Origin of the sequence: Aureimonas endophytica (genome assembly GCF_014642635.1) — a bacterium.
Lineage (GTDB): Bacteria > Pseudomonadota > Alphaproteobacteria > Rhizobiales > Rhizobiaceae > Plantimonas > Plantimonas endophytica.
The window spans coordinates 1-13,085 of the sequence record NZ_BMIQ01000018.1 but is presented as its reverse complement, the minus strand read 5'-3'; the positions used below and the strand labels follow the sequence as shown (position 1 = coordinate 13,085).

General features: G+C 68.9%; 12 protein-coding genes and 1 pseudogene. 5 read left to right on the top strand and 8 right to left on the bottom strand.

Translation table 11 applies throughout. The annotated features are described in order from the left end of the window. Window positions 1-799, bottom strand: a 799-nt coding sequence (locus IEY14_RS25505; protein ID WP_210318589.1) for a glycosyltransferase family protein, incomplete at its 3' end; no start/stop codon positions are given. Between the two features lie 544 nt (window positions 800-1,343). On the opposite strand from IEY14_RS25505, the gene IEY14_RS25500 reads away from it, so the two are divergent. The 3 genes from IEY14_RS25500 (at window position 1,344) to IEY14_RS25490 (ending at window position 3,641) form a co-directional block, all read left to right on the top strand. Further along, a complete protein-coding gene (locus IEY14_RS25500) occupies window positions 1,344-2,108 on the top strand; it encodes an amino acid ABC transporter substrate-binding protein (RefSeq protein ID WP_188913638.1) in 765 nt (254 codons plus the stop codon). A 94-nt stretch (window positions 2,109-2,202) separates the two neighbouring features. Beyond that, window positions 2,203-2,883, top strand: a complete 681-nt coding sequence (locus tag IEY14_RS25495; protein ID WP_188913636.1) for an amino acid ABC transporter permease — start codon at window positions 2,203-2,205, stop codon at window positions 2,881-2,883. Then, window positions 2,880-3,641, top strand: coding sequence for an amino acid ABC transporter ATP-binding protein (locus IEY14_RS25490; RefSeq protein WP_188913635.1), 762 nt, complete (start codon window positions 2,880-2,882; stop codon window positions 3,639-3,641). The genes IEY14_RS25495 and IEY14_RS25490 overlap by 4 nt, the downstream gene beginning before the upstream one ends. On the opposite strand, the gene IEY14_RS25485 is transcribed toward IEY14_RS25490, so the two are convergent. Next, window positions 3,638-3,913 carry a hypothetical protein gene (locus IEY14_RS25485; protein ID WP_188913633.1) on the bottom strand — a complete coding sequence of 92 codons (276 nt, stop codon included), beginning with the start codon at window positions 3,911-3,913 and terminating at the stop codon, window positions 3,638-3,640. The two genes, IEY14_RS25490 and IEY14_RS25485, sit on opposite strands and share 4 nt — an antisense overlap. Before the next feature lie 194 nt (window positions 3,914-4,107). Between IEY14_RS25485 and IEY14_RS25480 the strand changes: the two genes are divergently transcribed. Together IEY14_RS25480 and IEY14_RS25475 are read left to right on the top strand one after the other, a co-directional pair. Further along, a complete protein-coding gene (locus tag IEY14_RS25480) occupies window positions 4,108-4,533 on the top strand; it encodes a type II toxin-antitoxin system HicB family antitoxin (RefSeq protein ID WP_188913631.1) in 426 nt (141 codons plus the stop codon). Window positions 4,534-4,620: 87 nt separating this feature from the next. Beyond that, window positions 4,621-5,772: a DUF3095 domain-containing protein gene (locus IEY14_RS25475; protein WP_188913629.1), complete on the top strand. Its 1,152-nt coding sequence runs from the start codon at window positions 4,621-4,623 to the stop codon at window positions 5,770-5,772. A gap of 52 nt (window positions 5,773-5,824) precedes the next feature. On the opposite strand, the gene IEY14_RS25470 is transcribed toward IEY14_RS25475, so the two are convergent. From IEY14_RS25470 to IEY14_RS25445, 6 genes and pseudogenes are all read right to left on the bottom strand, one after another. Continuing rightward, complete coding sequence (locus IEY14_RS25470) at window positions 5,825-7,603, bottom strand: hypothetical protein (protein WP_210318588.1); 1,779 nt, start codon at window positions 7,601-7,603, stop codon at window positions 5,825-5,827. Further along, window positions 7,600-8,694, bottom strand: a complete 1,095-nt coding sequence (locus IEY14_RS25465; RefSeq protein ID WP_188913625.1) for a protein-glutamate methylesterase/protein-glutamine glutaminase — start codon at window positions 8,692-8,694, stop codon at window positions 7,600-7,602. Before IEY14_RS25465 ends, IEY14_RS25470 begins: the two co-directional genes overlap by 4 nt. A gap of 2 nt (window positions 8,695-8,696) precedes the next feature. Next, window positions 8,697-9,581, bottom strand: coding sequence for a CheR family methyltransferase (locus tag IEY14_RS25460; RefSeq protein WP_188913624.1), 885 nt, complete (start codon window positions 9,579-9,581; stop codon window positions 8,697-8,699). Window positions 9,582-9,640: 59 nt separating this feature from the next. After that, a complete protein-coding gene (locus IEY14_RS25455; protein ID WP_188913622.1) occupies window positions 9,641-10,159 on the bottom strand; it encodes a chemotaxis protein CheW in 519 nt (172 codons plus the stop codon). After that, window positions 10,156-12,435, bottom strand: coding sequence for a HAMP domain-containing methyl-accepting chemotaxis protein (locus tag IEY14_RS25450; protein WP_188913620.1), 2,280 nt, complete (start codon window positions 12,433-12,435; stop codon window positions 10,156-10,158). The genes IEY14_RS25455 and IEY14_RS25450 overlap by 4 nt, the downstream gene beginning before the upstream one ends. A 145-nt stretch (window positions 12,436-12,580) precedes the next feature. After that, window positions 12,581-13,085: pseudogene (locus IEY14_RS25445) on the bottom strand (methyl-accepting chemotaxis protein); the annotation flags it as partial.

The window sequence follows — 13,085 nt, the reverse complement described above, 5'->3', positions numbered from 1 at the left end:
TCGCCATCGCCGCCAACGCCGTCCCACGACGCGACGATATCCCGTCGTCATACGGTAATAACGCGACCTTGGAGGCGGACAGCAGCTCCGCCACCTCTTCCGCATCGGCCTCCAAACGCAGGGTCGCGCCGACGGCCGCGGCACGGGCCTCGATCGCCTTGGCATAGGCGCCGGAGCCGGCCGCGACGCTGCCGAGAATGGCGGCGCGGACCGAGCCGCGCGGCAGCCGTTCCAAGACTTCCAGAAAGGATTCCAGCCGGCCGTTCTCGCGGATGATGCCGAAATAGACGAGATCGATCGCTTTCTCGCGCGCCGCGACCGCCGGAATGTTGCTGCCGATCGGAATCACCGCGACCTCCCGCCGCCGCCGGGGCGAATGGCGCGCTGCGGCAGCTTCGACCGGGCTGGTGAAGACGACACTGCCGGCGAAGGCCATCGGCAGGCAGGTCAGGATCTTCGCCGGCAGCCGCTTGTAGGAGAACTCGTGGATCGTCACCGCCGTGCGATGCGGCAGGAGGGCGAAGGGCAGGAAATAGGGCAGGAGCCGCTTCTCGAAGGCCGAGCTCGGATATTGGATCAGGATCCGGGCCTTTTCGCCGCGCAGGCTCCGCGCCAGGGCCAGAAATCCCCGCAGCGACCAGTCGCGCGCATTGACGAGCCGCACCTCCGCGCCGGTTCGCCGCAGCGCCTCGGCGAGGAGAACGGAATAGTCCCAGACACCGCAGGCCGCCTCTTCCCGGCGTCCGGCCACGATGACGATCGTCTGCCGCGGACCTGAAGAGGGGAGAATGTCGGGCATCGCGTTCTTCATGCGTCCGGTTGGCATTGCTCGGTCACCGAGCATAGGCAGTAGCAGATCCGCTCGAGGCCGAGCCCCGAACAGACCTCATGACTTCAAGCAGTTCCAGTGCAGGTCCCATTCGAACATTGGAATGACGCCGTAAATTTTCCGTAGGTGCGACTGGAAGTGGTCGCTCCTTCGTTGAGATGCTTAATGCCAAATCAACGATACTGCATTGTTTTCAACGTGCATCTCCTGTCGAACATCGGACGACGCCAGCGGCATCAGGATGAGTTGGCGGCCGGGTCGCAACCGGCGATCCGAAGTCGATCGTTCCCTATCTTCCGCTAGGTTATCACGACATTCCAGGGGCCGCGCCGCCCAGGTGGTCGATCGGCGCCGCGCCGGCATAGCCGCGCAACGATGGACGGGAAAGAAAATGGTTCTCCCGGATCGTCATCGCACGGCATGCCATTCCTTGTCGGGACGCGGCCCGGCGGCGACATAGAAACGAACGAAGCTTGCGGCCGCGAAGCCCGCGCGGTGCCATCGGAGACGTTTCATGAAGACCCTTATCGCCGCGCTCGCCGCCACCGTTCTCCTCGCCGCTCTTCCGGCCAAGGCCGACGACCTTGCCTCGATCCGCGCGGCCAAGACGCTGCGGATCGGCACGGAGGGCACCTATGCGCCCTTCACCTTCCATGACGCCTCCGGCGCGCTCGTCGGCTTCGATGTCGAGATCGGCCGTGCTGTCGCCAAGAAGCTGGGCGTCGAGCCGCAATTCGTCGAGGGCAAATGGGACGGGCTCATCGCCGGCCTCGATGCCGGGCGCTACGACGTCGTGATCAACCAGGTCGGCATCACCCCCGCCCGCCAGGAGAAGTTCGACTTCTCCGCCCCCTATATCGCTTCGAAGGCCGTGCTCATCATCCGGTCCGACAACGAGGCGATCAAGTCCTTCGCAGACCTGAAGGGCAAGACGTCGGCCCAGAGCCTCACCAGCAATTTCGGCCGCCTCGCGACGGAGGCCGGCGCCGAACTCGTCGGCACCGACGGCTTCGACCAGTCGATCCAGCTCGTGATCACCGGCCGCGCCGACGCCACGATCAATGACAGCCTGTCCTTCCTCGACTTCCACAAGCAGAAGCCGCAGGCGCCGGTGAAGATCGTGGCCGAGGAGGGCAATGCCGACCAGTCCGGCATCATCATGCGCAAGAACAATCCGGAGCTGAAGGCGGCGATCGATAAGGCCCTGTCCGAGATCCGGGCGGACGGCACCTACCAGACGATCTCGCAGACCTATTTCGGCGCCGACGTGTCGAAGTAACCCGGTTCCGTTCGCGTCCCGCGATCAAGCCCTTCACCGGGCCGCGCGCGCCGTTATCTTCCGCGGCGCGCGTTCTCATACGGAAAGGCCGCCCTTGCCGCATTGGCTCGACCTCATGCTTCAGTCGCTCGGGCCTCTGCTCGCGGCGGGCATCCGTTTCACCGTTCCCCTGACCCTGATCACCTTCGTGCTCGGCCTCGCACTCGGCCTCGTCCTGGCGCTCCTGCGCCTCTTCGCGCCCCGGCCGATCGCGGCGCTGGCCTGGGCCTATATCTGGATCTTTCGCGGCACGCCGCTGCTCGTCCAGCTCTTCGTCATCTTCTATGGTCTGCCGAGCGCCGGCATCCTGATCGACGCCTTTCCGGCGGCGGTGATCGGCTTCACGCTGAATGTCGGCGCCTATACGTCGGAAATCGTGCGGGCCGCGATCGCCTCCCTGCCAAAGGGCCAGTGGGAGGCCGCCTATTCGATCGGCATGACCCCGGTCCAGGCGATGCGTCGCACCGTGCTGCCGCAGGCGGCGCGCGTCGCGGTGCCGCCTTTGTCCAATTCCTTCATCTCGCTGGTGAAGGACACCTCGCTCGCCGCCGCCATCACGGTGCCAGAACTCTTCCAGTCGGCGCAGCGCATCGTCGCCGTCACCTACGAGCCGCTGATCCTCTATATCGAGGTGGCGCTCATCTATCTCGTCCTGTCCTCCATCCTGTCGCTGCTCCAGTCCTGGCTGGAACGGCGCTTCGGGCGCTATGGCGGTTTTCTGGAGGCGCGCGCGTGATCGCCCTCACCGAGATCGAGAAGCGCTTCGGCGATACACGGGTGCTGCAGGGCGTCAGCCTCGCCGTGCCCGAGGGCCGCGTCACGGCGCTGATCGGCCCGTCCGGCTCGGGCAAGTCGACGCTCCTGCGCTGCGTCAACCTTCTGGAGATCCCGCAGGCGGGCCGGCTGGAGATCGGGGAGGAGCGTCTGGACTTCCGGCCGGAGGCGCGCCCCTCCCGTCGCGAGATCCTCGCCATCCGCCGCCAGACCGGCATGGTGTTCCAGAACTTCCAGCTCTTCCCCCACCGCACCGTCGCGCAGAACGTGATGGAGGGTCTCGTCACCGTGCAGCGCTGGCCGGAGGCCAAGGCCAGGGTCCGGGCGATGGAGCTTCTCGACAAGGTGGGCCTTGCCCATAAGGCGGCGGATTGGCCGTCCAGCCTGTCGGGCGGCCAGCAGCAGCGCGTCGCGATCGCCCGGGCGCTCGCGCCGTCGCCGCGCGTCCTCCTCTGCGACGAGCCGACCTCCGCCCTCGACCCGCAGCTCGCCGGCGAAGTCGTGGCCGTGCTGGCGGCGCTCGCCCGCGAAGGCATGACCATGCTGATGGCGACGCACGATCTGCGGCTCGCCCGCAGCATGGCCCATCAGGTCGCCTTCCTCGAAGGCGGAACGATCGTCGAGCATGGGACGCCCGAGAGCCTGTTCGGTCAGCCGGCCGATCCCCGCACCCGGCGCTTCGTCGCGACGCTTATCGGCGAGACGGCGCCGGCCGCCTAAGACGCGCCGCCCGGCCGGTCGGGGCGATAGCCGAGCACGAAGGCCACGACCTTCGCCGCCGGCATCTCGCAGGGCTTGAGGCGCGGCGTCCCGTCGCCGAGGCGATAGAGGTTGAAGCTGATCCGGTCCGGTCCGCCGAGCTCCTCGCCGAAGAGCCGCAGGCGCCGGCCGTCCGGCGCGGCGGCGAGCGTCACGCCGTAGCGGCGTCCTGCGAAGCATCCCTCGCCATAGCCGACGGGCAGCATCGCCAGCGCGGCGAGAAACTCATCCATTCAATTCCTCCTGCACGACCCTCCTTCGCGGGGGAAATGTCCAAAACCGAAAGGCGTTGCGCGCGCCGATCATCGGCATTCCCGGTCCGCAAGGCTCCCATTCCGTCGCGCGGCTTGCGCAGCCGCTCCGGCTTGGGGCCAAATGCGCGCGATCGTCCGATCCTCCCGCCCATCGGATTCCAGTCACGAGGCCCATGCGCTTTCCCCTGATTCTCACCCCCGACGACAACGGCCATCTCACCGTGTCCTGCCAGAGCCTGCCCGAACTCGCCACCAGCGGCGAGACGCTGGAGGCGGCGCTGGAGAATGCGCGCGCCGCCATCATCGCGGCGATCGGCCAGCGCATCGCGCATGGCGTTCCCGTCGCGCTGCCGATCCATCGCGGCGGCGGCCCGACCGTCGAGCTCTCCGCCCTGATCGGCGCCAAGGTCGCGCTGCACAATGCGCTTCTCGACAACGATCTGCGCCGGCTCGATCTCGCCAAGCGCATCGGCGCGCGCACCGCGCATCTCGACCGCCTGCTCGATCTCGACCATCGCTCCCGGCTCGACGAGCTCGAGGAAGCCTTCGAGGCGCTGGGCCAGGTGCTGGAGGTCCGCGCCGTGGCGCGAACCGCCTGAGGCCTTCGCGCCGGCGGCGCCGCTCGTCCCGCCCTTCGCCTTTGCGTCGGCCCGGCCCGCCATAGTTTTGGCCGGGACGGAGGAACGATGAGCGACGATTTCTATGCCGACCTCTCGCCGGTGGAGCGCTTTCTCGATCTCGCCGAGATCGAGCGCTACCATCCGGTGCCCGAGGACAGCATGCTCTTCGTCGGCGATGTCGTGTCCTCGACCCCGGCGATCGAGGCGGGGCATTACAAGGAGGTGAATGTCGCGGCCGCCGCGATCATCGCCGCGGTCGGCAACGCGCTGCCCGGGCGCAGCATCGCCTTTTCCTTCGCCGGCGACGGGGCGAGCTTCGTGCTGCCGGCGCGGCTGGAGACGGTCGGCCGACAGGCGCTCGGCGCGACCGTGCGCTGGGCGAAGGAGGCGCTGGGCCTCGACCTGCGCGCCGCCGCCGTGCCCGTCGCCGCGATCCGCGCGGCCGGGCTCGACCTGAAGCTCGCCCGCTTCGCCGTCACGGCCGACCTTTCCTATGCGATGTTCGCCGGCGGCGGTCTCGCCTGGGCGGAGGCGCGGATGAAGGAGGGGCGCTTTCCCGTCGCGCCGCCGGACGCGGCGGTCGGGCCGGATCTGTCCGGCCTGTCCTGCAGCTTCGCCAGCATTCCGGCGCGGCACGGCGTGATCCTGTCGTTGATCGTGGTGCCGGCGACGCGGGAGCGCCTGCCCGAATTCGCCGCGCTCGTCGCCGAGATCCTGGCGCTCGCGCAGGAGCGCGACGGCGACGTACGGCCGCTGCGCGAAGGCGGCCTGCGCCTCGGCTGGGCGCTGCGCACCCTCCTGATCGAGGCGAAGACGGCGGCCGCCAAGCCGAAGGGGCGCGGCGTCTCGGCCTTTCTCGCCACCGGCTGGACGAGCCTTCTGAAGAATTTCACGCTGCGCACCGGGCGGCGCATCGGCGGCTTCGACCCCGAGCGCTATCTCGGCGAGATCGTCCGCAATACCGATTTTCGCAAATTCGACGACGGGCTGCGCATGACGCTCGATTGCAGCCCGGCGACGGCGGACGCGATCGAGGCGCGCCTCGGCAAAGCGCGGCGCGACGGGCTGGCCGCCTTCGGCACGCATCGCCAGGACGAGGCGATGCTCACCTGTTTCGTGCCCTCGCCCCTGTCGCGCGACCATGTCCATTTCATCGACGGCGCGTCCGGCGGCTATGCCTATGCGGCCCGCGCCCTGAAGGAGCAGCTGCGCGGCTGATGCCGCCCCACGATCCTTCGGCCCGGTTCGCAAGCGGGCCGGTTTCGGCCGTTCAGAACAGGATGTCGTCGAGATCGTCGCCATTCCCGGCGGTGGGAGCGCTTTCGGCCACGGCCGGACGAGGGGTGGAGCCGAGGGCCGCCGCGAAGACGCTGCGTTCCTCCTCCATCGTATAGGCCGAGAAGAGAACGAGATCGAGCCGCCCGGCCTCTGGCGCCGGCAGCGCCGCCTCGGGATATTCGGCCGCGAGCGCGGTCAGCGCCGCCGCCAGCGCCCGCATCATCTCGCAGCCTTCCTCGTGGGTTTCCATCATCCGCTGCACGCCGGTCACCTCGCCGCCGAGACCGCGCGCCGCGCCGAGGCTGGAGTCCAGCGCCGCCGCGCCTTCCGCCTCGGTCTTCGACAGGAGCGTCGCGGCCGTCGTCAGCGTCGTCTCGATCGCCCGCTCGGCCGAGACGATCGCCGGCAGGACCTCGCGCGACAGGCTGCCGGTCGAGGCGATGGCGATCTCGACGCCGCCCCGCACCTTGTCGGCCTCCTGGCGCGCCAGCGAGGCCTGCTCGCGGATGACCCGCGCGATATAGCCAACCGTCTCGTCGCCGCCATCGATATGGGCGGCGCGCACGGCAGCGTTGAAGCCGGCGATGCGCAGCTCGTGTTCGAGATCCGTCAGCTTCTCCGTCATCTCGATGAGGGAGCTCGTCGCTTCGACGCTGAGCGACAGGCTGTCGCCGAGCTTCTGGCGCAGCGTCTCGCCGGCGCGGAAGCCGGTGCTGAGGCGGGCGGCCTCGGCTTCCAGCGTCGCCAGACCGTCGCTGCCGCCCCGGCGCGGCCGCAGGCGATCGAGAATCGCGCCGCAGGCGTCGAGCTCGCCGGCGATCACGCCGAGATCGCCGCGGATCGCCGTCATCTTCTCCGCGTAGCGGTCGGCGAGATCGGCGAGCTGGGCAGTCTCCAGCACCGCGATCCGGCGCAGGGCGGCGGGACGCAGCGCCGGGTCCAGCGCCTCGCCCTCGTCCTCGAACCGGCCCTCGGCCGCGATCCGCTCGAAGATCGTCAGATTGCGGACGGTATGTTCGAAGCGCTGACGCGCCATGTCGTGGGCCTGAAGGCCGGCGACGACGCCGGCGATCGCCTTCCAGACGGCGGTGAAGGCCTGATGCGCCTCGGCGCGGCGTTCGGCGGCGGAGGTCTGCTGGCGCTCGATCAGCTCGATCAGCTGGAGAAAGCCCGCCACCAGCCGGGCGTCGGCGCTGGCGCTTCGCGCCTCGCTCTCGATGGCGCGGCTCGCTTCCAGATGATCGCGCAGGCGGTTCATCCGCTGGTCGATATAGCGGGAGACCTTCTCGCCATCCGTCACCAGTTCCGCGACATGCAGGGCGAAGGGGACGAGCTCCTCCTGGCCGAACTTCATGCCCTCGACCTGGGTCCGCGCGATGAGCGAGACATAGTCGAGGGTGCGGAACACGGTGCGGAGCGCCGTGCTGCCGGACGCGGCGCCGTCGATGGCGTGACAGAGAATGTCGAGAGCCTTCGTCCGTTCGACCGTCAGTTCCTCGACGCCTTGCGAATCGCCGATGGCCGCTTCGAGCCGTCTCCGCATCTCGACCATTTCGGGGTCCGCCAGAAGCTCGGTGGAGCGGGTGATGCCGTCGCGCACCCTGGAAATGCTGGCATGGACATCGCGCAGCCGCTCGCCGATCTCTAGGAACACGGTCTCGCTGGCGCCGATCCAGGCGGTGAGCGGCGCCGTCAGCGCCACCGGCCGGTCGACGGCGCCGCGCGGCGGCGGCGCGAAAGCGGTGGAAAGGCGCTTCGGCATGACCGTCATTTCGCTCCGCCCTCCGGTCGCGGCCCATGATCGTTGGCGAAGCGCCGGATCTCCGGCGCCAGGCGTTCGAGCGGCAGTTCCAGATCGACGGCGCCGAGCTTCATCGCCTCCTTCGGCATGCCGTAGACGATGCAGCTCGCCTCGTCCTGGCCGAGCGTGCGCGCGCCGGTCTGGTGGAGTTCGAGCATGCCCTTGGCCCCGTCGTCGCCCATGCCCGTCATGATGATGCCGAGCGCATTGGCGCCGGCCGCGCGGGCGGCCGAGCGGAAGAGGACGTCGACCGAGGGGCGGTGGCGCGTGACGAGCGGGCCATCGCGCACCTCGACATGATATTGCGCGCCCGAGCGCTGGAGGAGGAGATGGTGGTTGCCGGGCGCGATGAGGGCGAGGCCGGGCACGACCCGGTCGCCGGTCGCCGCCTCGCGCACCTCGATCTGGCACAAGGTGTTCAGCCGCTTGGCGAAGGCGGTGGTGAAGCCGGCCGGCATGTGCTGGACGATGACGATGCCGGGCGAATCGGCCGGCAGGTCCTCCAGGAGCCGCCGCAGCGCCTCCGTGCCGCCGGTCGAGGCGCCGATCACCACGACCTTGTCGGTGGTGCGCTCGATCGGCCGGCCGCGCGCCGGCGGCAGCACGGCGTCGGCCGTCAGTTTCTTCTGGACCTCGATCGTCTTGGTGCGCGGCTGCACCTTGGCCTTGGAGGCGGCGCGCACCGCGTCGCAGATCCGCGTCTTCGCCTCCATCAAGAATTGCGGCGTGCCGACGCGCGGCTTGGTGATGATCTCCACCGCGCCGGCCTCCAGCGCCTGGAGCGCCATCTTCGAGCCGGCCTCGGCGAGCGAGGAACAGATGACGACCGGCACCGGGCGCTGGCTCATCAGCTTCTGGACGAAGGTGATGCCGTCCATCCGGGGCATCTCGATGTCGCAGATGATGACGTCCGGGATCTCCTCGCGCATCTTCTCGGCGGCGAAATAGGGATTGGATGCCGTGCCGAGCACTTCGAGATCGGGCTCGGCCGCGACGATCTCCGTCAGGATCGTGCGCACGCTGGCGGAGTCGTCGACGATGAGGACGCGAATCGGTTTCATTCTCACCCCTCCAGCCGTTCGTAGATGTTGCAGCCGAGGAGGCGCAGCGGCAGTTCGGCCGAGCGCAGGCTTTCCGAATGGCCGAGGAACAGGAGGCCGCCGGGGCGCAGATGGCGGCAGAGCTTGCCGACGACGGCCAGCTGGTCCTCCGGCTTGAAGTAGATCAGGACGTTGCGGCAGAAGATCACGTCCATGACCTGGCCCGGCATGTACTGCTCGTGCATCAGGTTGATCTGGCCGAGGCGGAGATGCCGCCGCAGGTCGGCATGGATCTGGAAGCCGCCCTTGCCGTCCGGTGCAGGCAGGAGATGGCGCTGGCGCAGCGGTGCCGGGATCGTCTCCGCCTCCTCGGCGGCATAGACGCCCTCGCGCACCGCCCTCAGCATGCGCAGCGAGATGTCGGTGGCGAGCACCGAGAAGGGAAAGAGCCGGCCGCCCTCGGAGGCCCGGTCGGCGATCATCGCCAGACTGTAGGCTTCCTGGCCGCTGGAGGAGGCGGCCGACCAGAGGCGTAAGCCGTGCTCGCGCCCGCCGGCGGCGAGGCGGCGCAGTTCCTCGACCGTCAGATGCTCGAAATGCGGCGGCTCGCGGAAGAAGGAGGTCTGGTTGGTGACGACGCAGTCGATGAAGGCCTGGCGCTCGCGTTCGAGGCCTTCCGGCGTGCGCAGCAGCGCCGCATAGGCCCGGAAGCTGTCGAGCCCGTTGGCGACCAGACGCCGGCGCAGGCGCGTTTCCAGCATGGTGCGCTTCAGGTCCGACATGACGATGCCGCAGCTTTCCCCGACGAGGAGGGCGAGGCTGCGAAAGCTATCCGCGTCGAGCGTGGCGTTCGACCAGCCGGCGGCGGGAGCGGGGGAGGGGGCGGCTTTCGCGGTGGCGGTCGGCATGAACTCTCAAGCTTCGATGCGACAAGCGGGGCCGGCCGGGCGAGCCGGCCGGCGGTTCCTCAGGCGGCGAGATCGGCGGCGGTCTCGAAGAGATGCGGGATGTCGAGCAGCGTCAGGAAGCTTTCGCCGCGCCGGCCGAGGCCGGTCATGAAGGCGCTGTTCCAGCTTTCCCCGAACTGGGGCGGGCGCTCCAGCGCCGCATCGCCGAGATCGCTCACCTCGTAGACCGCGTCGGCGACGATGGCGACCGTCTGGTGCCGGCCGGCGGCGTCGAATTCGAGCACGACGATGCGGCTGTCGGGTGTCGGCTCGCCCTCTCCCTCGCCGCCGGCGGCCATGCGCAGCTTCAGCTTCAGGTCCACGACCGGCACGCCGATGCCGCGCACGTCGATCATGCCGAGGAGCGTCGGCGGGGCGTTGGACACCCGGGCGATCGGCTTGTGGTCGAGCACCTCGCGCACATGCATGACGCGGATGCCGAAGGTCTCGGTGCCGATGCGGAAGGTGAGGATCTCGCTCGTGCCGCCTTCGTTCTCGGCGGAGAGCTCGGCCTCGGTGAGGTCGGAGGCGGGTCTCATGCGCTCATCCTTTCGAAGCCGTCCTGGCTCTCCGTCTCGTGGCCGAGATCGAGGTCGAAGCCCTTGCGGGCGGTGGCGGCGGCCGGCGCGGGCTTCGGCGCGGCGGTCTTCTTCGGCGCGGGACGCGCGGCGGTCGCGGCGAAGCGGCCGGCTTTCGCCTGGAGCGCGCGGACATCGTTCCGGGGCGCCGAGGCGGGAGCGGCGGCATGCGTCGCGGACGGGCCGCCTTCCGTCGCGTCGATCCGGAAATAGGCGACGCGGTCGCGCAGCCGGGCGGCTTCCGCCGAAAGCTGCTCGGCCGTCGCCGACATCTCGTTGGCGGCCGAGGCGTTCTGCTGCGTCACCTGATCGAGTTCCTGGATCGATTCGGTCGTCTGCTGCGCCACGCGGTTCAGTTCATGCACTGACTGGCTGGTCTGCTGCGTGACCTTGTCGAGCTGCTGGATGGCCTGGTTGATCTGCTCGGCGCCGGCATTCTGCTCGCGGCAGGCGGCCGAGATCTCGCCGACGAGTTCCGAGGTGCGCTGGATGTCGGGCACCAGCTGTTCCAGCATGCGGCCGGCCTCTTCCGAGATCGACAGCGTCGAGGTCGAGAGTTCGCTGATCTCGGCGGCGGCCGTCTGCGAGCGCTCGGCGAGCTTTCTCACTTCCGAGGCCACCACCGCGAAGCCCTTGCCGTGCTGGCCGGCCCGCGCCGCCTCGATCGCCGCGTTCAGCGCCAGAAGGTCGGTCTGCCGGGCGATCTCCTGCACGATGCGGATCTTGTCGGCGATGGTGCGCATCGCCTCCACCGAGTTCGCCACCGCCTTGCCGCTCTTCTCCGCATTGCCGGACGCCTGCGCCGCGATCTTCTCGGTCGTCGTCGCGTTCTCGGCATTCTGACGAATGTTCGCCGCCATCTCCTCCATCGCCGACGAGGCCTGTTCCGTCGCCGCCGCCTGTTCCGTCGCGCCCTGCGACAGCTGCTCCGCCGTCGCGGCCTGCTCGTTCGCGCCCTGGGACAGCTGCTCGCTGGACGCGGCCTGTTCGGTGGCGCCCTGCGAGAGCTGCTCGGCCGTCGCGGCGGACTGCTGCGAGCCGGCGGCGACCTGGCTCGCCGAGGAGATCACGTCCGAGACGATCTCGCGCAGCTTGTCGGTCATCGCGTTCATGGCACGCAGGAGGTCGCCGATCTCGTCCTGGCCCTTGGCCTCGACGGTCTGCGTCAGATCGCCGGCGCCGATGTCCTCGGCAAGCTTCACCGAGCGAGCGAGGCCCCGGGCGATCGAGATCGACATCCAGAGCGCGGCGGCGACGCCGAGGAGAATTGCGCCGACGACGATCGCGATCAGGGTCAGGCGCGTCGCGGCATAGGCCGACTGGCTGGCCGTCACCGCCGTGCCGGCCGTCGCGACGACTTCGGAATTGAGCGCTCTCAGCCGGGCATCGATCTTGCGCGAGAGCGGCATCTGCTTCCCGCTGATCGTCTGCAATGCCCGACCCGTATAGTTCTGCAGGCCGGTGTCGACGAAGCCACGCAGGGTCGTTTCCAGTTCTTGCCAATCCTGCGTGATCTGCGCGATCTCCGCCTTATGGGCGGCAGCGGCCTGGGTGTTGGCGAAGGCTTCGAATTTCGTTTTGAAAACGTCCTTCTGGTCGTTGAACTTCGTCACGCCATCCTGGATCTTGTCCTGATCGACCTGGGCGACGATGCCGGTCGCCCGGTTGCGGATCCGTAGCAGAGCCGTCTGCAGGTCGGCGGCGAGACCGGTCGCGTCGAGCGTGTCCGACGCTTTCTCGCGCGCAATCTCCTCCCGCAGCGTCTCAAGACGATCGTTGAGGCTGTCGCTTAGCGGGCGGCTCGCATCCAGGATCTTGCCAGCCAGAAGGATGTCCGCCTTGGCGCTGAGGTCGAAGACCTCAAAATTGATCGTCCTCATCTCGTCGAGCATCGACCGCAGGTCGCCGAGTTTGGCGCGCTCGCCTTCGGGCATGGCGGCGACCAGCTTGGCGAAACTGTCGTCGATGGCTTTCCAGCCGGTGCTGAGCTCACCTCTCGACTGCTCGGCTTCGGCGGGGCTGGCGGTGATGGCGCGGGTGACGAGCCGCCGCACCTCGGTGACGAGGCCGTTGATCTCCAGGCTGTTCTGAACCTGGACGAAGGGGCCTGCGGCGAAATCGGTCATCGCCTGGTTCGTCGCCCCGAGGCTCGCGACCCCGAAATAGCCGGCGGTGCCAAGGAGAACGAGAACGGCGCCGAAGGACGCCATGAGCTTGGTCTTGATGGTCAGACGCATCGCATTGCTTCCTGCTGGAACTTGCTGCTGGATTTCATCAGGGCCGATCGGAGGGGGTGGAAAAGGTTGGCCGAAGCGAGGGCGGAAGGCCCGCTCCGGGCCTTCGCGCCCTTTGCCGGGATGGCGCGGGGCGCGAAGTGAACGGCTAGGCGCTCATCTTCTCGAAGGCGTCGTGGGTCTCGGTCTCGCCGCCGAGATCGAGGTCGAAGCCCTTGCGGGCGGAGGCGGCGGCCGGGGCGGGTTTCGGCGCGGCGGGTTTCTTCGGCGCGGGACGCGCGGCGGTCGCGGCGAAGCGGCCGGCCTTCGCCTGGAGCGCGCGGACATCGTTCCGGGGCGCCGAGGCGGGGCTGGCCGGCCGCCGCTCGGCATGGTCCGTGGCCGCCTCGTCGATCCGGAAATAGGCGACGCGGTCGCGCAGCCGGGCGGCTTCCGCCGAAAGCTGCTCGGCCGTCGCCGACATCTCGTTGGCGGCCGAGGCGTTCTGCTGCGTCACCTGGTCGAGCTGCTGCACCGAGTCGTTCGTTTGCTGGGTGACCTTGTCGAGCTGCTGGATGGCCTGGTTGATCTGCTCGGCACCGGCATTCTGCTCGCGGCAGGCGGCCGAGATCTCGCCGACGAGTTCCGAGGTGCGCTGGATGTCGGGCACCAGC